Consider the following 20711-nt stretch of genomic DNA (forward strand, 5'->3'; position numbering starts at 1 on the left):
TTCAATTTTAAGCTTAAAGTTACGATTTGAGTAGGCTAAAAGTGTATTAGAATTTTACTTTAAAGTATCATAATTTTAAGATTTTTCAGTTTTAGAAGTCAGATAGTAAATCTGCACAAATGCTAGAATTGCATTTGGAATAATTACTGGCCAAAGCCATTGATTGAAATCTCTGTAATCGTTTAGAAAAATACCGTAAATGACAAAGCAGATACAGCCAAACATATTAATAAATCGGATTGTTCTAAGGTTTTTGAGCAAGAAACCTCCAACAATAAAAACAGATGCGAGATAACCAATATATTCTGCCATAATCTTGATTTTAAATAGTTTACAATAAATGTAACAAAAGCAAACTATAAAATCAAAATTTGTTATTGGAAATCAATAGATTAAAAGAAATGTTTTTGAGAATTTGGGTTTTCAAAAAAGCTCCAAGCCACAATTCTGCTATTTTTTTGACCTTGCGACATTTCGATTGTTTTTACCGAAACGGCATTTACTTTCTTTAAAGTTTTATAAATCGAAGGAAGATTTTCTTTTTTAGAAACCAAAGTTGTAAACCATAAAACTTGTGAAGCATATTTTACACTTTCGTAAATCATTTGTGTAATGAAGCCAATTTCACCGCCGTTGCACCACAATTCTGCATTTTGTCCGCCAAAGTTTAAAACAGGATTTGCGTCTTTTTTTTCTTTCGGATTTAAATTAGAAACTTTTCTAGAATTGCTTTTATTGGCTTCTTGAGCTGAGGCGTGAAAAGGCGGATTACACATTGTGAATGTAAAACGATCTTCGGGTGTAATTATATTTTTAAAAATAAATCTAGATTCTGTTTGCTGTTGTAAACTGATAGAATCGATTAAATTTGGATTGGCTTCAATAATTTTGGCACAATTGTCAATTGATTTTTGTTCAATATCAGTTCCAACAAAACTCCAATTATAAATCGAATTTCCTAATAATGGATAAATTAAATTGGAACCCGTTCCGATATCCAAACCTAAAACATGAGGCGTTTCAGGAATTTGATTATTGTTGCTTTCTGCTAATAAATCGGCTATGTAATGAATATAATCTGCACGCCCAGGAATTGGCGGACAAAGATAATTCTTAGGAATATCCCAATTTTGAATGTTGTAATAGGTTTGAAGTAACGCTTTATTTAAAGTTTTTACTGCATTGGGATTGCTAAAATCAACCGTTTCTATTCCGAATTTGTTGATAGAAATAAAAGCTTTCAATTCTGGACAATTTGAAATCAGTTTTTCGAAATCATATCTAGAACGATGAAGATTTCTTGGGTGTAAATTGTCTTTTTGTGAATTGTTTTCTGCTTTCATTTTTCTTGATTTCGAGGCAAAGATAAGTATTCCTTTTTTTAAAGAATGCTCCAGAGGAGCGTAATATTTATAGTAGATTGATTTATCATTAAAGAAAAAGCTCCGGCGGAGCGACATAAATATATATCGCTCCGCTGGAGCTTTAATTCAAACAAAACATTTTATCTATAAATATTTCGTCCCGTTGGGACTTGTTGTTTTCTATAACTTCCTAATCAAAACACTCCATTAAAAGCAAATCTCCTTCACGATGCGTTATCGTTACAATTCCGTCTTTTTCGACAGAATTACTGCTTCCAGTTCTGTAGCCCATTGTGAGCGTATCGTCGTTTAATTCGTATTTTAAATTAGTAGAATAAATTCCGTTTACAATACCAATCGGAATAAGAGAAATTGGTGTTTTTGCTGTATACCATTTTTCAAATTTAGTTGGCAAAAGAAATATTTTCGAATGATCATCTAGAATTACGATTTTCAATAAATTACGATAACGAACAATATTAGTCAAATTTGTAATAGTATGATCGGCACGTTTTCCAGTTGCCCAAACGACGTTTACGGCAGGAATTTTTCTTTCGATAAGATAATCAAAAGCTTTTTCTAAATCGGTTTTTTCTTGATCTGGAGTGTGTACAATTTCAATTGGGAATTGCGATGTTTTGTAAATTTCTGGATCAAATCCATTATCAAAATCTCCCAAAAGAACATCGACTTTTATACCTAATTCAATTACTCTTTCTATAGCCGAATCTAAAATAACAACTAGGGGAGACCATTCTAATAATTGTCCTAAAAGTTCAGGATCGCAAGCCGCCCCATTTGCAATAATTAAAGCTGGTTCCTGGTCGTCTCGGACTATATGATGTGATGACATGTGAGTTTTTTTGAATGTGGTGCTAAGTTACAGCTACAATTTTAGATTTCTAATTTTTTGCCACAGATTTCACTGATTAATTAGATTAATCCTTTTAATTTGTATAATCTGTGGCAAAAAAAAACTAAAAGTCTAGTAATCTTCGGTGGTAATTTATTTGTCCTAAATGATAAGCTAAATGTGTTGAAAGATGAACTAAGAAAAATCCTGTTGTCATTTCTTTTTCAAATACAATTTGAGGATAAATTTTTTCTAAATCAGTTTCGGTTAAAGAGTCTAGAGCATTATTTACTACAGAAATTGTATCTTCAATTTTTTGAATTAATTCTGATTTTGGAATATCTTTTAATGAAAATTCTAAAGGGCGATTTCGAACATAACCCGTTTTTCCAATTTCGGATCCAATGTAAGTATTCAGATTTCCAATTAAATGAAGACAAAGATTTCCTGCCGAATTGGATATGTTTTTATCGATAATCCATAATGAATTTTCGTTTTCATACGATTCGATTTCGAATTTAAGTTTATCTAAATCTCGATTAAAAAGTATTTTTAGGGTTTGAATAAGTGCCATTAATTTCTATTTTTTATCGGAATCCAGATTTCTTCCTCAGAATTCGGATCGTCTTTTTTATATTTTTCATCCATTACAGCAAAATGAGGTCTTTCGTCAACAATATATGCTGAATTGGGAAGCCATTCTGCAAAAATGTAATTGTAAGTTTTATGAGCTTCTGTTGCTGGTCCAAAGTGAAGAAAAACCGCATACAAACCGCCAGAAACAATCAATGTTTTCATTCCATGCGGAAGATCTTCAAAGTCAGAAACTTCTACAGCAGCCCATTTCTGAAAATTGTCGCTAGGATTAAAATTATCAAAATAATGTTCTGGATAAACTTCTAGAGAATACAAATTAGCATTTATTGTATTTTTAATTTCTTTCTTTTTAGGCATAAAACCATTCCATAATTGAAAAGTTTTGTTTTCGATGAAAGACATTTCTATAAAATGACCAGTAAGTTTTTTTTCGGTTAAGGTTTTGATTAAGGGCTGCATAAATTATTCGATTTTATATTTTTTATGATCGGTTTCGCTCAAAGAGAAATAACCTAGAGGATAATTATTTTTGTCGGTTGTATTAATTATATTTCCTTTTACAGTTGCAGGCGGAGATTGAAACGGACCTCCAACGTTAGAACCAGCAATGCTTACCAGAATATTCATGTAATTATAATATTGTTTGGAAATTCCGTAATGTGTTACTTCGATTTCATCTCCAGGTTTTAAATCCTCATCTTCGGTACTGCTGTAGATTTCATTTCCTTGATAAAATTTATCTTCAGACACATAATAAGATGAAGTTACTTTGCTCGAATAAACATATTTAAATAAATAATAATTTTCTTCATCAGCCGGATCGGTATAAAAAGCTTTTATTTCGACATCTTTTCCAGTAAAACCGCCATCGTTTTTTTGTTCAATTCGAGTTATCAATGCAACAGATTTTAAGGTTTCTGTGGCCTTGTAGGTATTTCCTCCGCTAATAACGGTTAGAGTGTAGGTTTCATTAATAACTGGAATAAAATTATTGCAGACGTAACGACCTGATTTATTAAGTTCTATAAAATTAAATCTTTGGTTTTTGCTATTATTTACAAAAATTACAGCGCCAGAAACTATAGGCACTAATTGATCATAATAACCGGATGTGGTTGTTAATTTAATAACTTGCTGTCTTCCTGTTGAGCCTTTTTCCCAATTAATTGCGGCTTCAATTACTAATTTAGGAGGAGCAGTATCTAAGTCAACATCAACAACATCTTCACAGCTTGTAAAAAAAAGTGAAGTAAAAAATGCGATAAAAAAAACTAATTTTTTCATAAGTATGTTTTTAGTTTCTGACTTCATTTTTAAAATTTGAAATTATAACTTACCGCTGGAACAACTCCGAATATAGATAATTGTACAGCTTCATTTACGCCAGTATCAACATTTTGGCGAAAGTTAATAGATGCGGCATTCATTCGATTATAGAGATTGTAAATACTGAAAACCCATTCTCCTTTCCAATTTCTGTCTTTATTTTTTCTCGGTGTCAAAGTAGCCGAAATATCAAAATGATGATAAGCGGGAAGTCGGTTTTCATTTCTTAATCCGTAACTCGGAACTGTAATTCCTAAATATTCATATTGTCCGTTTGGATAAGTTACAGGCTGTCCAGACTGAAGGGCAAAATTGGCACCAAAAGACCATTTTTCGTTCAAATTATAAGCAGATGTGATAGCTAAATTATGCGTTTTGTCGTAAGCAGAAGCGTACCATTTTCCATTATTAATTCCTGGTTCTTCAGGCGTTCTTCCTGGGGTTTGCTGCTCTGATTTTGATAAAGTATAAGAAATCCAGCCATTAAACTTGCCTTTGTTTTTCTTGAACATAATTTCTAAACCATAAGATCGCATTTGACCATTTAAAATGACTTGTTCAATCGCATCGTTGGCAATTAAATCTGCTCCGTCAATATAATCTAATCTATTTTGAATCTCCTTATAATAGGTTTCAATTTCAAAAGAATAATCACCGTTTTTGATGTTTCTAAAATAACCCAAAGCAACCTGATCTGCCAATTGAGGTTTTATGTAATTATCACTCGGCATCCAAACATCTAACGGAGTAGGAGAAGAAGTATTTGAAATTAGCTGAAGATACTGCGCCATTCTGTTATAACTTGCCTTTAAAGCTTGATTTTCATTTGATTGATAAGAAATAGAAAATCTGGGTTCGAAATTATCATAACTCTTAATGACTTTGTTTTTGCTAAAATATTTTGTGAATGAAGGTGTTCCTTTTTCATAAATCTGTAAATCGGCATCATAGATAACAGGCTGATTATTATCGTAATAATTAATCGTCGAAGATCCTAATCTATAAAACAAACTATATCGTAATCCGTACGCGATGCTAATTTTTTTAGAAAGCTGACTTTCTGCATCTAAATACGCAGAAGGCTCAAAAGCATATTTTCTGTCTAATTGATCCGGATTTATTCCAGAATCTGTTCCTGTAGGTTTTACAGTTCCAGGATTAAATTCATAATATGTTCCGTTTAAACCATAATTGAGCTTCAGTTTATCAGAAAGATAATATTTGAAATCGTATTTGATATTATAGTTTTTAATTCCAGAATCCCATTTAAAACCGACAAAATCAAGATCTAATCCGTAATAATAATCGCTGTAAATTAAAGAGAGATTCGAGAATAATTTATCAGAATACAAATGATTCCATCTCAAATTTAAAATTGAATTTCCGTATGTATTGGTAAAACTTTTATTTAACCTAAAGACATCACGTCCGAAATAGCCAGACAAATATAAACTGTTGTTGTCGTTAAGTTTATAGCTTAATTTGGTGTTTAAATCATAAAAGTATGCCGCATTATCTTTGTTGTCTTCTGAAAGTTTTAAAAATAAATGCGCATAAGAAGCTCTTCCTCCAATCAAAAAAGAACCTTTATCTTTCACAATCGGACCTTCAGCAAGAAGTCGGCTGGAAATTAGGCCGATTCCGCCATTCATATGAAAATCTTTACTGCTTCCGTCTTTTTGATAAATGTCTAAAACCGAAGAAGCTCTTCCGCCGTAGCGAGCTGGAATTCCTCCCTTGTATAATTTTAAATCCTTAATGGCGTCTGGATTAAAAACAGAGAAAAATCCAAAAACGTGAGAAGAATTAAAAATTGTAGCTTCATCCAAAAGAATCAAGTTTTGATCGGCGCCGCCTCCGCGAACATTAAATCCAGAAGCGCCTTCGCCTGCATTGGTAACGCCTGGAAGTAATAAAATGGATTTAAGAACATCAACTTCTCCTAAAACAACCGGCATTTTTTTAATGGTAGAAATGGAGAGTTTGTTTACGCTCATTTCTGGTGACTTAATATTTATTTTGCCTTTATTATCTGTAATAACAACTTCTTGAAGTTCTTCTGCATCGCTTTCACTAATTGAAAAATTGCTTTTAGTATTTTGGTTTAAAATGATATTTTTTTGAATGGTTTTATATCCAACATAACTGATTTCAATTTCATATTCTCCTTTTGATGCAGAAAGAGAATAAAATCCGTATTCGTTTGTAGTTGTTCCAATTTTTAATGAAGGAATATAGATATTAACTCCAATTAGAGTTTCGTTGTTTTTGCTGTCACTGATAGTTCCGCTTAGAGTGAATTTTTCCTGCGCAAATGAGGTGAAAATCGTTAAAATAAAAAGAAAAAATGTGCAGGTATTTTTTGTAATCATTGTATTGATTTTGATTTACATAGATAGTAATTCTTGCTTACATTTTCTGAAAAAACTATTGTTAAACATAAGTTAAGATAAAAAAAGGACAACCTTGCGAGTTGTCCTTTTGTTTATTTAAAAAATACAATTGTATTCTGAATTATTTGATTTTAGCAATAATAGCGTTGAAAGTTTCGCTAGGACGCATTGCTTTGCTCACTAACTCAGGAGTTGGCTGATAGTATCCGCCAATGCTTTGAGCTTTTCCTTGAGCGCCAATTAATTCTGCATCGATTTTAGCTTCGTTAGCTTCAAATTCAGCAGCAATTGGAGTAAAGATTGCTTTTAATTCAGCATCTTTAGTTTGAGCAGCCAAAGCTTGAGCCCAATAGAATGCTAAATAGAAGTGAGATCCACGGTTGTCAATCTGACCAACTTTACGAGCTGGAGATTTATCATTTGCTAAGAATTTATCGTTTGCCTGATCTAAAGTTTCAGATAAAACAATAGCTTTAGAATTGTCTAAAGTTTGTCCTAAATGCTCTAAAGAAGCACCAAGAGCTAAAAATTCTCCTAATGAATCCCAACGTAAATATCCTTCTTCTGTAAATTGCTCAACGTGTTTAGGAGCAGAACCTCCAGCACCAGTTTCGAATAATCCACCACCGTTCATTAACGGAACGATAGATAACATTTTAGCAGAGGTTCCTAATTCTAAAATTGGGAATAAATCTGTTAAGTAGTCACGTAAAACGTTTCCGGTTACAGAAATAGTATCCAAACCTTTGATGATTCTATCTAATGTAAATTCTGTAGCAGCGATTGGGTTTAAAATACGGATATCTAAGTTTGTAGTATCGTAGTCTTTAAGGTATTTTTGAACTTTTACGATCAATTCTCTATCGTGCGCTCTGTTTTCGTCTAACCAGAAAACAGCAGGAGTATCAGATAAACGAGCTCTGTTTACAGCCAATTTAACCCAGTCTTGAATCGGAGCGTCTTTTGCCTGACACATTCTGAAAATGTCATTAGCTTCAACGTTTTGCTCCATTAAAACATTTCCGTTTGCATCAACAACACGAACAACACCATCAGCTTTCATTTGGAAAGTTTTATCGTGAGATCCGTATTCTTCTGCTTTTTGAGCCATTAATCCAACGTTAGGAACGCTTCCCATTGTTTTAGGATCAAAAGCACCGTGTTTTTTACAGAAATCGATAGTTGCTGTATAAACTCCAGCATAAGATCTATCTGGAATAACTGCGAATGTATCTTGAGCTTTTCCTTCTTTGTTCCACATTTGTCCAGAAGTACGAATCATTGCTGGCATAGAAGCGTCAACAATTACGTCAGAAGGTACGTGTAAGTTTGTAATTCCTTTATCAGAATTAACCATTGCCAAAGCTGGTCCGTTTGCGATTGCCTGATCGATAGCAGCTTCAACTTCAGCTTGCTCAGGTCTTCCAGCGATTTTAGCGTAGATATCGCCTAAACCGTTTCTTGTATCAACGTTTAATTCAGTAAATAAAGAAGCGTATTTTTTGAAAACATCTGCAAAATATACTTCAACGATAGCGCCAAAGATAATTGGATCAGAAACTTTCATCATAGTAGCTTTTAAGTGTACAGAAAGTAAAACTCCTGCAGCTTTCGCTTCAGCGATTACATCAGCAGCAAAAGCTTTTAATTTGTTTACACTTAAAACAGAGCTGTCAATAATTTCTCCAGCTTTTAATGGAGTGCTTGCTTTAAGAACAGTTGCAGTTCCGTCTTTAGCAACAAATTCGATTTTTACATCATTTGCTTCAGAAACAGTTAATGATTTTTCACTTCCGTAGAAATCACCACCTGACATAGAAGCCACTTTAGTTTTAGAGTCAGCAGACCAAGCACCCATAGAGTGCGGATTTGCTTTTGCGAAGTTTTTAACTGCTCTTGGAGCTCTACGGTCAGAGTTTCCTTCACGTAAAACTGGGTTTACAGCAGAACCTAAAACTTTTGCATATTTTGCTTTAATTTCCTTTTCAGCATCGTTTTGAGGATCTTCTGGAAAATTTGGTACGTTGTATCCGTGCGATTGTAATTCAGCAATAGCCGCTTTTAATTGCGGTACAGATGCTGAAATGTTTGGTAATTTAATAATGTTAGCTTCTGGCTGAGTTGCAAGTTGGCCAAGTTCAGCCAATGCATCTCCAGTTTTTTGAGCATCAGTCAAAGAATCTGGGAAGTTTGATAAAATTCTTCCTGCCAGCGAAATATCTCTGGTTTCGATTTCAATTCCAGCTGTTGCTGTAAATGCTTGAACAATTGGTAAAAGAGAATAGGTTGCCAATAACGGCGCCTCATCAGTTAAGGTGTAAAAAATTTTTGATTTATTCATTTTCTTTTTTTTTTATAATCGTATCGTCAGGAGTTAACGATGTCAAAGATATATTCGGCTCAAAATGAGCGGAGCAAATATAATAAAATCACAACGAAATCGGTTGAGTTTTGCTGAGAAAAGACGAAATTAACAGATTGTTATTTCGAGCTCGTTAAATTGCTAAATCGATGATTTTGGTATTAAAAAATTACGGTTTTGTTAGCGGTAGAATTAGAACATAAAAAAAACTCGCTTCAAAGAATATGAAACGAGTTTTTTATAACATTTTGATAAATGATTATCTTCTTTTATCTTTAATCTTAGCTTTTTTACCAGTAAGTTGTCTGAAGTAGAAAATTCTAGCTCTACGTACAGCACCTTTCTTGTTAACTTCGATTTTTTGTAAAGCTGGTAAGTTTACTGGGAAGATACGCTCAACACCAATAGATCCAGACATTTTACGGATAGTAAAAGTTTCTGTGTTACCAGAACCTCTTCTTTGAATTACAACTCCTTTAAAAAACTGAGTTCTTGTTTTTTCACCCTCTTTAATTTCGTAGAAAACAGTGATTGTGTCTCCAGCTCCGAATTCAGGGAAATCTTTTCTAGCAACGAATTCGTCTTGAACGAATTTTAATAAATCTGCCATGATAATTTAAATTATGGTTTTTATATTAGAACAACATTCACGGATCTCGCCAGAGGTTGGTCAAATTCGGGTGCAAATGTAAAAAATAATTATAAATTATGAATTATAAATTGTAAATTATTTTTTAGTTTGTTTTGTTTCAAGTTTCAGTTTCAAGTTGTTGCTATCGAGAGTTTTAACTTGAAACAAAAATAACCTTAAACTTGAAACTAAATTTTAGTGTCCTTCCAATAAATCTGGTCGTCTGTTTTTTGTATGTTCAAAAGCCATGTCTTCGCGCCATTTGTCTATTTTTGCTGCGTGGCCACTGGTTAAAACTTCTGGAACTTTCCAGCCTTTATACTCTGCGGGCCTTGTATATATAGGTCCAGAAAGCAAATTGTCCTGAAAACTATCTGTCAAAGCTGAGGTTTCATCACTTAAAACACCAGGAATTAATCGAATTAAAGCATCAGATAAAACTATTGCGCCTAATTCTCCTCCCGATAAAACATAATCACCGATCGAAATTTCTTTGGTTATAAAATGATCACGAACTCTTTGATCTACACCTTTATAATGTCCGCACAAAATAATAATGTTTTCATACATCGACATTTTGTTTGCCATTTTCTGGTTCAAAGTTTCGCCATCTGGTGACATATAAATTATTTCGTCATATTCTCGCTGACTTTTTAAATGTGTAATGCAGTCGTCAATAGGCTGAATAGTCATTACCATACCTGCGCCACCGCCAAACGGATAATCGTCTACACTTTTTTGTCTATTTGTGCTATAGTCACGTAGATTGTGAAAATGTACTTCAACTAAACCTTTGTCGATAGCACGTTTCATAATCGAAGCCTCAAATGGACTTCTTAACAATTCTGGTAAAAGTGTAATAATATCAATTCGCATTTCTTGTTGAATAGTTTTCTTGTCGGCAAAGATACAAAGTTAATATTTGTCAATTTCTAAAGATTTATCTAACGCTTATTTTGAGTTGATTTTTTTTGATTTAAACCAAAAGATGCATTTCGTCGTATATAATGTAACTTTCATCGGATTTAATGTTATGATAAACTATCATTGTGTTTATTTGAAATAATAGTGTTAAATTTATGTAGACTATATAACTAAACTTTAAAAATTACCTTACACTTATGAAAAAAACTTTACTTTTAATTGCAATTTTATTCTTGCAAATATCTTGTTCGACCAGCAATGTTCATGATGAATGGGTGGGACAATCGAAACAAAAATTGATGAAAGCATGGGGGCCTCCTATAAGAGTTCTTCATGATGATCAGGACAATGAGATATTACTTTATGCAGATCAAATTTTTACAACAAATCACGGTCGAGAGGTTTCTGGCAATGCAGGTCCTTATTATTGGAAATATGATTATATGTATATCAATAAATCTGGAAAAATTGTTTCTTGGCGAAACGAAAAACAAAAATTTCCACCTCAATCAGTTGATGTAAAAACGATAGGGATGGCTTCAAAAAAATAAAGCCTTTTGAATAAAAGCATTTTCTTTTGAGATTTTAATCTCTAAAAAAGTAGTAATTTTAAATGTTAATTTAGAACTACTACTTTTTTTTATATATAAATGTCATCAAAAATTAAAATCATAGCCATATCGGGTAGCACCAGAAAAGATTCGAGTAATTTTAAAATTCTGCAATATATTTCTAGTCAGTTTCGATCGGAATTCGAATTAGAAATTTTTGAAGATTTAGATAAGCTTCCTCATTTTAATCCTGACTTAGATATAGATAACGCACCAAAAGAAATTGTTGCATTGAGAAATAAAATAAATGATGCACAAGGAGTAGTTATTTGTACTCCCGAATATGTTTTTAGCCTTCCGGAAAGTTTAAAGAATGCCTTAGAATGGTTTGTTTCAACAACTATTTTTTCTAATAAAAAAGTTGGTTTGGTAACAGCTTCAGCTTCTGGAGATATGGCGCACGAGCAGCTTTTGTTGATTATGAAAACTCTCGGAGCAGATTTTGATTCTAATACGCAGCTATTAATTCAAGGTGTTCGTGGAAAAATTGATTCAGAAGGAAAAATTATAGATTCTGAAACCGCTATTTCGCTTCAAAATTTTGTAAAGAAATTTGAGAATCATTTTTTATAATATATTTACTTTCTTAAATTATCTAACCACATGATTACAAGAAGAAATTTTATAGTAACCACAGGTCTTGCCACGACTGCAGTTTTGGCCTCACCATCATTTGCATTTTCTATGAAAAAAAAAGAAATAGGATTACAGTTGTATACACTTCGTAAAGAGCTTCCGAAGGATGTAAAATCAACTTTAGAAAAAGTTGCCAAAGCTGGATATTCGACAGTTGAAACGTATGGATTTTCCATTAAAGATCAGTTTTGGGGATTAACGCCTAAAGAACTAAAAAAGATTCTCAATGAAAATAATCTGAAAGCAGTAAGCGGACATTACAATTTAGGAAGTTTTCTTTATGATGGAAATAAAGAAGAATTAATTGCGTCAATCGAAGCTGCTAAAATTTTAGAAAGTGAGTTTTTAACTATTCCGTGGGTAGATGAACCTTTTAGAAGAAATATTGAAGATTATAAAAAAATTGCGGCTCGCGTAAACGAAGCGGCAATAATGTGCAAAAAAGCAGGTTTAAAACTGGCTTATCATAATCATGATTTCGAATTTCAAAAACATGATGGTGTTACGGGTTTTGAAATTTTACTAAAAGAAACGGATAAAGATTTAGTCTTTTTTGAATTGGATTTGTATTGGGTAATTCACTCAGGAAATGATCCTTTAGAATTATTCAAAAAAAATCCGGGACGTTTTAAAATGTGGCATGTAAAAGATAAGGATAAAAAGAATAATGATTTGAATACAGAAGTTGGTTCTGGAACAATCGATTTTAAACCATTATTTGCAGCAGCAAAACAATCAGGAATGGTTCATTTTTTTGTAGAACAGGAAAATAATTTTGCTTCAAGTTCTTTTGAATCAATTAAAACGAGTTGTGATTTTATTTCTAAAAATTTAATCTGAAAAAGATTCATCAAAAATGTTATATTATTACAAAAATCAATTTTGAACTTATGAATATAGGAACTAGTAAAGGATTTATAAAAGGAGACGAAATAGAGTGGGAAGTAGTCGGTGAAGGAATCAAACGTAAGATTTTGGCTTTTGATGAAAGAGTAATGCTTGTAAATGTCCATTTTGAAAAAGATGCGATAGGTGTTTTACATGAACATTATCATACGCAAGTTACTTATATAGAAAGCGGAAAATTTGATGTTACAATTAATGGTGTTACTCAAACTTTAAAGCAAGGCGATAGTTTCTACATTCCGCCACACGCAATTCATGGAGTTGTATGTTTAGAAACGGGTATGTTAACAGATGTTTTTAGTCCAGCAAGAGAAGATTTTTTGAATTATTAAAAGCTTAAATAAACAACCATATAAGTGATTTAAGAGATTTAAGTTTTTTGGTTTTTGAGTTTATTCAAGCCATTAAAAATAAACTTATATGACTTATACGGTTTGAAAAATCTCAAAAATTATACTTTTTTTAAAGTTTTAATAAAGATTAGATTGGTATTTTTGCAGCATGAATTTATCTAAGACAAATGTACTTTTTATGGCAGTTTGCACTGGACTTATAGTTGCAAATCTTTACTACTGCCAGCCTTTGATTGTTTTAATTGCCAACGAATTTAAAATTCCAGAAGCCAATGCCGGAACGATAACTTATCTTACTCAGGCGGGTTATGCGATTGGGTTGTTTTTTATGGTGCCGCTTGGCGATAAATTAGAACGAAAAAAGCAAATTTTAATAACAACTTTTGCTACCGTAATTGCTTTGCTAATTGCTGCAACAGCTAAAAGTTTTCTGGTTTTGCAAATAGCGTCATTACTTATCGGAATTACTTCAATTGTGCCGCAGCTTATTTTGCCATTGGCAGCTTCTCTAAGTGCGCCTGAACAGCGAGGAAAAGTAGTCGGAACAATTATGAGCGGACTGTTAGTTGGAATTTTGCTTTCGCGAACATTGAGCGGTTTTATTGGTCAGGTTTTAGGTTGGAGATCGATGTTTTATATTGCGGCAGGAATTTGTCTTTTGATCTTTTTTGTTATTCAAAATAAATTTCCAGTTAACAAACCTCAGTTTCAAGGAACTTATGGACAGCTGATTAAGTCTTTGTTTACGCTAATAAAAACGGAGCCAATTTTACGCGAAGCAACAGCAATTAATGTTTTTAGTTTTGCTCAATTTGGAGCTTTCTGGACGACAATGGTTTTGCTGCTTTCGGGAGAACCTTTCGGTTTTAATAGTGCAACAATTGGTTTATTCGGAATTGTTGGTGCTTCTGGAGCTTTGGCGGCGCCGCTTGTTGGAAAATTGGGAGACAAAGGAAATTCGAGAATTGCGGTCGGTTACGGAATTTTATTAGTTTTAATAAGCTTTTTGATTTTCTATTTTTCAATCGAAAGTGTTATCGGAATTGCAATTGGAATTGTATTTATAGATATCGGAATTCAAGGCGTTCATATTTCTAATCAAACCCGTGTTTATTCGCTGCTTCCAGAAGCTAGAAATAGATTGAATACGGTATTTATGTCACTTACATTTTTAGGAACAGCAGCAGGTTCTGCATACGGATTATTGCTATGGAAAATCGGCGGTTGGCATGCTGTAACAATTGGTTGCATGATTTTATCGTTGATATCATTAACGATTTATGGACTTACTTATAAATCATCCCGACGCTTCGGGACTAAAAAACAAAAAGCGTAAATTGATTAAAAAATTAATTTGTAAATTTGCGTTCAAATTAAAAATAACAACATGGAAAACGGAATATACGCTAAATTCAACACTAGCAAAGGTTCGATTTTAGTTAAACTAACACACGATTTAACACCTGGAACTGTAGGAAACTTTGTAGCTCTTGCAGAAGGAAATATGGAAAATAAAGTAAAACCTCAAGGACAAAAATTCTATGATGGTTTAAACTTCCACAGAGTAATTGCTGATTTCATGATTCAAGGTGGTTGCCCAAAAGGAACTGGAACTGGAGATCCTGGATATAAATTTGATGACGAGTTTGTGCCGAGTTTAAAACACGACCGTCCGGGAGTTTTATCTATGGCAAATTCTGGTCCTGGAACTAATGGTTCTCAATTCTTTATCACTCATGTTCCAACTCCTTGGTTAGACGGAAAACATACAGTTTTTGGTCACGTTGTGGAAGGACAAGATGTTGTTGATGCTGTTGCTCAAGGTGATGCTTTAGAAACATTAGAAATTATCAGAGTTGGCGATGAAGCTCAAAAATGGAATGCAATTGAAGCTTTTATCGGTTTAAAAGGTGCTAGAATGAAAAGAGAAGCAGCTTTAAAAGCAGAATCTGAAGCAAAAATGGAACAATTGGCTGCTGGTTTTGATAGAACTGAAAGTGGTTTACGTTATAAAATGATTCAAAAAGGCGAAGGTAAAAAAGCGGAAGCTGGAAAAACAGTTTCTGTTCACTACGAAGGATCTTTAGAAAACGGAAAAGTTTTTGATTCTTCTTACCCACGTAAAAAACCAATCGAATTTAAATTAGGAATCGGACAAGTTATCGAAGGATGGGACGAAGGTATCGCTTTATTGCAAGTTGGAGACAAAGCTCGTTTTGTAATTCCATCTGATTTGGCTTATGGACCATCTGGTGCTGGCGGAGTTATTCCTCCTCATGCAACTTTGATTTTTGACGTTGAATTAATGGACGTGAAATAAGAGTTTATAAACAATTTAGTATTGTTTTAAATAGTAATCCCATATGTTTTGGCATATGGGATTTTTTTATATTTACTAAAAAACAAAGACGATGAAAAATATTTTAATTCTTGGAGGACTTGCATTATTTGTGGTTTCTTGCGGAACTCAGAAAGCTGCGCCAGTTGTATCTGCGCCTGTAGCAGAAGCTTCTAAAACTGTTGCATTAACACCTGAATTAGAAGCAGGTAAAAATTTGTATGATAATAATTGTGCAAAATGCCACAAATTGTACGAACCAAAAAAGTTTACAAAAGAAGAATGGACACCAATTTTGGTTAGAATGGGTAAAAAAGCAAAATTAGATGAAACTCAAATGGCATCAATTACAAATTATATTGATTCACAATTGTAATTCTATATTTTAAAAAACTATAAAAAAAACTGTTCAATCGAACAGTTTTTTTATTTTCAAATAGATATAAAAAAAACACCGTCACAGAATGAGGTGTTTAATAAGTTATGAATGATGCAATACTTCCGTATTATCTACAGCAATTACTTTTAAAGTTTTAACTCCAGCTGGTAATTCCCAATCAACTTCGTCATTTTCTTTAAAACCAATAATAGCAACGCTTAAAGGCGCTAGAATTGATATTTTAGATTGTTTTACATCTGCAGCAGAAGGCAAAACGATTTGAATTTTCATTTGTTTCTTGGCTTGTACATCTTCTATCGTTACAAATGAATTAATTCTGATTACCGAACTGTCAAGTTCGTTTTCTTTACTTATTACAGCACGATCTAATTCTTGCGAAAGTTGATTGGCTTCTTTAGTATTTGTTGAGTTTTTGCTTTTTAAAATCAATTCTCTTAAAAATTGATAATCTGATTTACAGAAAGTTGGAATAGGTTTCATATCTATTTGAATTTTATTGTTATGCATTATTATTGTTCGTTTTAATGATTTCTTCTTTTTTGATTTGACAACAGGTCATTTACCAAATTAAAATGGCAAAATTTTAAATAATAGGAAAAACAAAAAAATACTTGATCAAAATATTATTTTGTCAAATAACGAAATGTTTAAACTGATGTAAAATCCTCCGCCCGAAAGAAGAAATTGAAGTAGACGGAGGCCTAAAAAATAAAGGCCTTATTATGCGAAATAATTACAGCACAAAACGGTCTTGCATTGCAAAACGTCTTTATAGAAGCTGTATGTGATATTATATTTCCCATAAGGAGATTAAAATTGATCTGCAAAGATAGGTAATCTTTTTGAATTTTATACGTATTTACTTCCATTTAATGCCACAGCCCAAACTTGGTTTCTGTGTTTCCTTCAAACTTCGGTTGTAAATTAGGGCGTCAATTGCGCCTCTTAAATCGTTTCCGCTAAGAGGAATTCCGTTGCCAGGTCTAGAATCATCGAGTTGTCCGCGGTAAAATAATTTGTCTTGACTATCAAATAAATAAAAATCTGGAGTGCAAGCTGCTTGATAAGCTTTCGCCGTTTCTTGACTTTCATCGTATAAATAAGGAAAATCAATTTTATTTTCTAGAGCAAAATCGGCCATTAATTCTGGAGAATCCTGTGGGTATTTTACAACATCATTGCTAGAAATAGCAATTACGCCAAGTCCTTGAACACGATAATCATTAGCAACCATAATTACTTCTGGCATAACATGATGCACAAATGGACAATGATTACAGATAAACATGACCAAAGTTCCTTTCGATCCTTTCAAATCTTCAAAAGATAAAGTATCATTAGAATTAGTATCTTTTAGATAAAAATCTGGAGCAATTGTGCCTAAAGGAAGCATTGTAGATTCTGTTCGTGCCATTTTACTAGAAATTTGATTTTCAAAAATAGCTTTAAAAATCTGTAAATAAAAGAGCACAAGAATAAAAAAGTATCCAAAGAAGCAGTTAGCCCATTTAGCTTGCTTCTTGGGATACTTTTTATTTTTTTATGAATTTAAAAACTGAAGTAAATCTTCATTTAGTTTTTCTCTATCAGTATAAAATAATCCGTGAGGAGCGCCTTCGTATTCTATAAATGTATTATTCTTAATACTTTCAGCAGCTTTTCTTGAAGTAAGATCTATTGGAACAATTTTATCATCGTTTCCATGAATGATAAGCGTGGGAACTTTTATAAAATCCAATTCATCTCTAAAATCGGTAAATGAAAATGATTCAGCACATTTTAATGTTGCACGGGGAGAAGCCACAGAACAAAGAGATCTGTAATATTCTAACAAAGGCGTACTTAATGGTTTGTTGATGATATTGATACCAAAAAAAGTTTTTCCGAAATTATCAATAAATCCAATTCTATCTTCTTTGATTGCTGCGGCAGTATTTTCGCTTTTTTCTTTTGGATGTCCGTCTGGATTATCATTTGTTTTTAATAAAAATGGAATAATAGAAGATATTAAAGCAATTTTAGAAACATTTTTTCCACCATGACGGCTAAAATAGCGAACAACTTCTCCACCGCCCATTGAGAAGCCAACAAGCGTTACATTTTCTAATTCTAATTGTTCAATAATTTCCTGAAGATCATCTGTTAAGGTGTCGTAATCGTATCCGTCCCAAGGTTGAGATGATTTTCCGAAACCGCGACGGTCATATGCAATAACTCTGAAATTATTTTGTACTAAATGATCAATTTGATATTCCCACATTTCATTAGAGAGTGGCCAGCCATGTATTAAAATTACAGGTTTTCCCTGACCGTAATCTTTTACATAAAGCCTCACATTTTGTGCGGTTTCAATATATTTATCTGTATGAATCTGTTTTAAGTTAGATTCAAAATCTTTTATAGAAAGGCAGGCATTTGGTTCTGTATGTTCCATGATATATCTTTTTTTACGTGAGTTTAATTCTTTTATTTAAGTAAAATTAGAATGGAAGCGAAAGAAAAGGGTTACAGAATTAGGACGATTAATTACAAAATTAATAGGTTTGTAATTTAACACTATAGAAATGGATTTAACTTGGAGCGAATTTGAAAGAACTGATATGCGTGTTGGAACAATTATAGATGTAAATGATTTTCCCGAAGCACGAAAACCAGCTTTTCAACTTACAATTGATTTCGGATCTGAAATTGGGATTAGAAAATCATCGGCGCAAATAACAAAAAGATACCAAAAAGAGGATTTGTTGAATCGTCAGATTGTTGCGGTTGTCAATTTTCCTAAAAAACAAATTGGAAAATTTATGAGCGAATGTTTGGTTCTCGGCGCTGTAGGCGAGGAGGGAGACGTTATTCTATTGGCTCCCGATTTTAAGATAGAAAATGGTTTGCGCATTGGTTAATGGGCTATTAAGTCAATAACTACATATAGAATAAGAAAAATAAGCACTATTAAAATTGCTGGTAAAAGTATATTTACTATTGCTTTTCCAATAGAAAATTTCTGTACAATTGATACTCCAATTATAAGAAGTATTAAGGACCACACCATTAAAAATAGATCGATGAAAATAAAAATATAAGAAATAATATTGTTTAATAATTCATCGCTGGAGTATAAGAATGTAGATTGAAAAATCGAATTTCCATAGAATAAAATTTGAACAAAATATACAAATAAAGAAATGATTGCTGGGATTAAGGAGTAAGCAAGTACTCTTAAAATTGATTCTGTACTTGCTTTTCCGTTAAGATATTCCCCTGTTTTGCTTACTAGAAATGCATAAATGTAATTTAATAACCATCCGAAAAGAAGACCAATTAAAAGACTAAAACCAATAATTCCCCAAATGGGAATATTATCTCCCATACTTTTCGTTTCTGCTTTGTCAAGTGCTTTAACAATTCCAGATAGAATTAATAATAATATTACGTGCTTATTGTATTTGTAATTATCAATAAATTGAAAAGCTTTTTTTGGAGAAGTGCATATTTTTTCTAAAATATTTTTTGGATTAACAGCTTCTTCTTTCGAATTATAATTTGTCATTTTTCTAGATTTTAGCAATGAAATCTTTTAGTATATCTTGTCCTTCTTCCCAAAATTTTAAATCAGAATCGGAGTTAATGTGACCTTGCTGACCAACATTTACAAAATCGCTTCCCCATTTTTCTGCAAGATATTTTTTTCTTTCAAAAGACGCATAAGGATCATTTTCGCTTGCCACAACTACAGAAGGAAATGGTAATTTGTAAAGCGGAATAGGCGAAAAATTTCTAGTGCATTCTGGTGTGTGTTGAGGTGAATCGACATCAGCGGGAGCAACTAAAAATGCGCCAATTATATTTGGATTATTATTTTTTTCGGCCCAATGTAAAACTAATGAAACCGCTAAACTATGTGCTACTAAAATAGTTGGTTTGTCTAGTTTTGAAATATTTTCGTTTAATCTTTTAAGCCATTCTTCTCGAATTGGTTCGTCCCAATTATCTTGCACAACACGAATTGAGTTTTCGAATTTTGCATGCCAAAAGGTTTGCCAATGTTTTTCTCCAGAATCTCCAAGTCCCGGTATAATTAATAATTGTGTCTCCATTGCCGTGGAATTTTATTTAGTGATTATTTTTTGCGTTCTTTTAAAATTCTGTTTACTTCATTAACCAAAAGTGGAAAACCAGGTTCTGTCATTCCGTGACCGTAACCGTCTAATTCGTACAATTTAGTTTGAGTATGTCCAACCAATTTCATCATTCTTGCCATATAGGCGTTTTCTTCATAACGTCCTAACATTTCTAATTCACGATCTCCAGTGATTAACAATAAAGGCGGAGCATCTGCGCGAACATGGTATAAAGGAGCAAATTCGTCAATTGTAGGCTGTTTTTCTGGAATTCCGTTTTCTCTTCTAATTTCAAAATGCGTGATGCATTGTCCGCTAAATGGAATTAATCCTGCAATTTGATTTGCATCAATGTTTTCTTTCTGAAGATATTTTTTATTAAGACCAATCATTAAAGCTAAATATCCACCAGCTGAATGTCCAGAAACAAAAATTTGAGATTTATCACCTCCGTAATTTGAAATATTATTAAAAGCCCAAGCTACTGCCGCTGCTGCATCTTCAATAGATTTTGCCGCTTTTGCTTTTGGCGAAAGTCTGTAATTAACTCCAATAATAGCAAAACCTTTATTTTTTAAAGCCTCAGGAATTTCTTTATTTCCGCCTGTTAATCCGCCGCCATGAAACCAGACGATAGTTGCGAAATCTTTTTTATTTTTTGGATAGTAAATATCTAATACACATCTTTCGTTAATATATTTATCAGATTTATTTACAGTAGCATTGTAATATTGAATGTTATTTTTTGTTTCGTATTCTAGATTTTGTGCAGAAAGAGAAATTCCGAAGAAGATGAAACTGAAAAGAAGAATTAATTTTTTCATTTTTTGTTGTTAGATGTGAAATGTTAGAAGTAAAATATCATTTGAGAAAAATAAGCGAATTGCACGTCTCACATT

Annotated in this window: 24 protein-coding genes; 8 read left to right on the forward strand and 16 right to left on the reverse strand. The window is 32.6% G+C overall.

The window, feature by feature from the left end:
* Positions 1-75 precede the first annotated feature (75 nt).
* The 10 genes from NYQ10_RS10590 to trmD form a co-directional block, all read right to left on the reverse strand.
* On the reverse strand, positions 76-312 hold the full coding sequence (locus tag NYQ10_RS10590) for a uroporphyrinogen decarboxylase (RefSeq protein WP_276174604.1): 237 nt from the start codon (positions 310-312) through the stop codon (positions 76-78).
* Positions 313-392: 80 nt separating this feature from the next.
* Positions 393-1343 (reverse strand): 23S rRNA (adenine(1618)-N(6))-methyltransferase RlmF, encoded by a 951-nt coding sequence (rlmF, locus tag NYQ10_RS10595; protein WP_289880665.1) that lies wholly within the window; start codon positions 1341-1343, stop codon positions 393-395.
* Positions 1344-1554: 211 nt separating this feature from the next.
* Positions 1555-2217 (reverse strand): thiamine diphosphokinase, encoded by a 663-nt coding sequence (locus NYQ10_RS10600; protein WP_289880667.1) that lies wholly within the window; start codon positions 2215-2217, stop codon positions 1555-1557.
* A gap of 124 nt (positions 2218-2341) precedes the next feature.
* Complete coding sequence (locus NYQ10_RS10605; protein ID WP_289880669.1) at positions 2342-2791, reverse strand: DinB family protein; 450 nt, start codon at positions 2789-2791, stop codon at positions 2342-2344.
* Positions 2791-3273, reverse strand: coding sequence for a GyrI-like domain-containing protein (locus NYQ10_RS10610; protein WP_289880671.1), 483 nt, complete (start codon positions 3271-3273; stop codon positions 2791-2793). The genes NYQ10_RS10605 and NYQ10_RS10610 overlap by 1 nt, the downstream gene beginning before the upstream one ends.
* A 3-nt stretch (positions 3274-3276) precedes the next feature.
* Positions 3277-4098: a DUF4249 domain-containing protein gene (locus tag NYQ10_RS10615; protein WP_289880672.1), complete on the reverse strand. Its 822-nt coding sequence runs from the start codon at positions 4096-4098 to the stop codon at positions 3277-3279.
* Positions 4099-4127: 29 nt separating this feature from the next.
* The gene (locus tag NYQ10_RS10620) at positions 4128-6512 is read right to left on the reverse strand and encodes a TonB-dependent receptor (RefSeq protein ID WP_289880674.1); all 2385 of its coding nucleotides are present in this window, start codon (positions 6510-6512) and stop codon (positions 4128-4130) included.
* 142 nt (positions 6513-6654) lie between these two features.
* Positions 6655-8874 carry an NADP-dependent isocitrate dehydrogenase gene (locus tag NYQ10_RS10625; protein ID WP_289880675.1) on the reverse strand — a complete coding sequence of 740 codons (2220 nt, stop codon included), beginning with the start codon at positions 8872-8874 and terminating at the stop codon, positions 6655-6657.
* 280 nt (positions 8875-9154) lie between these two features.
* Positions 9155-9505: a 50S ribosomal protein L19 gene (rplS, locus tag NYQ10_RS10630; RefSeq protein WP_276174596.1), complete on the reverse strand. Its 351-nt coding sequence runs from the start codon at positions 9503-9505 to the stop codon at positions 9155-9157.
* A 216-nt stretch (positions 9506-9721) separates the two neighbouring features.
* Positions 9722-10402 carry a tRNA (guanosine(37)-N1)-methyltransferase TrmD gene (trmD, locus tag NYQ10_RS10635; protein ID WP_289880677.1) on the reverse strand — a complete coding sequence of 227 codons (681 nt, stop codon included), beginning with the start codon at positions 10400-10402 and terminating at the stop codon, positions 9722-9724.
* Between the two features lie 245 nt (positions 10403-10647).
* Between trmD and NYQ10_RS10640 the strand changes: the two genes are divergently transcribed.
* The 7 genes from NYQ10_RS10640 to NYQ10_RS10670 all read left to right on the forward strand — a co-directional run bounded on the left by NYQ10_RS10640 (position 10648) and on the right by NYQ10_RS10670 (position 15670).
* On the forward strand, positions 10648-11001 hold the full coding sequence (locus NYQ10_RS10640; RefSeq protein ID WP_289880678.1) for a hypothetical protein: 354 nt from the start codon (positions 10648-10650) through the stop codon (positions 10999-11001).
* Between the two features lie 99 nt (positions 11002-11100).
* Positions 11101-11634, forward strand: coding sequence for an NADPH-dependent FMN reductase (locus tag NYQ10_RS10645; protein ID WP_289880680.1), 534 nt, complete (start codon positions 11101-11103; stop codon positions 11632-11634).
* A 30-nt stretch (positions 11635-11664) separates the two neighbouring features.
* The gene (locus NYQ10_RS10650) at positions 11665-12537 is read left to right on the forward strand and encodes a sugar phosphate isomerase/epimerase family protein (protein WP_289880683.1); all 873 of its coding nucleotides are present in this window, start codon (positions 11665-11667) and stop codon (positions 12535-12537) included.
* Positions 12538-12587: 50 nt separating this feature from the next.
* On the forward strand, positions 12588-12935 hold the full coding sequence (locus NYQ10_RS10655; protein ID WP_289880685.1) for a cupin domain-containing protein: 348 nt from the start codon (positions 12588-12590) through the stop codon (positions 12933-12935).
* A gap of 199 nt (positions 12936-13134) precedes the next feature.
* A complete protein-coding gene (locus NYQ10_RS10660; protein WP_289880688.1) occupies positions 13135-14292 on the forward strand; it encodes an MFS transporter in 1158 nt (385 codons plus the stop codon).
* Positions 14293-14343: 51 nt separating this feature from the next.
* Positions 14344-15276, forward strand: a complete 933-nt coding sequence (locus NYQ10_RS10665) for a peptidylprolyl isomerase (protein ID WP_276174589.1) — start codon at positions 14344-14346, stop codon at positions 15274-15276.
* 91 nt (positions 15277-15367) lie between these two features.
* Positions 15368-15670, forward strand: a complete 303-nt coding sequence (locus NYQ10_RS10670; protein ID WP_289880689.1) for a c-type cytochrome — start codon at positions 15368-15370, stop codon at positions 15668-15670.
* 105 nt (positions 15671-15775) lie between these two features.
* Here the strand turns inward: NYQ10_RS10670 and NYQ10_RS10675 are convergent, their stop codons facing one another.
* The 3 genes from NYQ10_RS10675 to NYQ10_RS10685 all read right to left on the reverse strand — a co-directional run bounded on the left by NYQ10_RS10675 (position 15776) and on the right by NYQ10_RS10685 (position 18128).
* Positions 15776-16201: a GreA/GreB family elongation factor gene (locus NYQ10_RS10675; protein WP_289880690.1), complete on the reverse strand. Its 426-nt coding sequence runs from the start codon at positions 16199-16201 to the stop codon at positions 15776-15778.
* A 352-nt stretch (positions 16202-16553) separates the two neighbouring features.
* Positions 16554-17108 (reverse strand): thioredoxin family protein, encoded by a 555-nt coding sequence (locus NYQ10_RS10680; protein WP_289880693.1) that lies wholly within the window; start codon positions 17106-17108, stop codon positions 16554-16556.
* Positions 17109-17234: 126 nt separating this feature from the next.
* A complete protein-coding gene (locus NYQ10_RS10685) occupies positions 17235-18128 on the reverse strand; it encodes an alpha/beta fold hydrolase (protein ID WP_289880695.1) in 894 nt (297 codons plus the stop codon).
* A 130-nt stretch (positions 18129-18258) separates the two neighbouring features.
* On the opposite strand from NYQ10_RS10685, the gene NYQ10_RS10690 reads away from it, so the two are divergent.
* A complete protein-coding gene (locus NYQ10_RS10690) occupies positions 18259-18594 on the forward strand; it encodes a tRNA-binding protein (RefSeq protein WP_289880697.1) in 336 nt (111 codons plus the stop codon).
* On the opposite strand, the gene NYQ10_RS10695 is transcribed toward NYQ10_RS10690, so the two are convergent.
* Genes NYQ10_RS10695 through NYQ10_RS10705 form a run of 3 tightly spaced genes read right to left on the reverse strand, consistent with a single transcriptional unit; the run spans position 18591 to position 20636 of the window.
* Positions 18591-19241, reverse strand: coding sequence for a YIP1 family protein (locus NYQ10_RS10695; protein WP_289880699.1), 651 nt, complete (start codon positions 19239-19241; stop codon positions 18591-18593). The genes NYQ10_RS10690 and NYQ10_RS10695 overlap by 4 nt on opposite strands.
* A gap of 4 nt (positions 19242-19245) precedes the next feature.
* Positions 19246-19788 (reverse strand): RBBP9/YdeN family alpha/beta hydrolase, encoded by a 543-nt coding sequence (locus NYQ10_RS10700; RefSeq protein WP_289880701.1) that lies wholly within the window; start codon positions 19786-19788, stop codon positions 19246-19248.
* A 23-nt stretch (positions 19789-19811) separates the two neighbouring features.
* Complete coding sequence (locus NYQ10_RS10705) at positions 19812-20636, reverse strand: alpha/beta hydrolase (protein ID WP_289880703.1); 825 nt, start codon at positions 20634-20636, stop codon at positions 19812-19814.
* Positions 20637-20711: the final 75 nt, after the last annotated feature.

Origin of the sequence: Flavobacterium johnsoniae, from assembly GCF_030388325.1 — a bacterium.
GTDB lineage: Bacteria > Bacteroidota > Bacteroidia > Flavobacteriales > Flavobacteriaceae > Flavobacterium > Flavobacterium johnsoniae_C.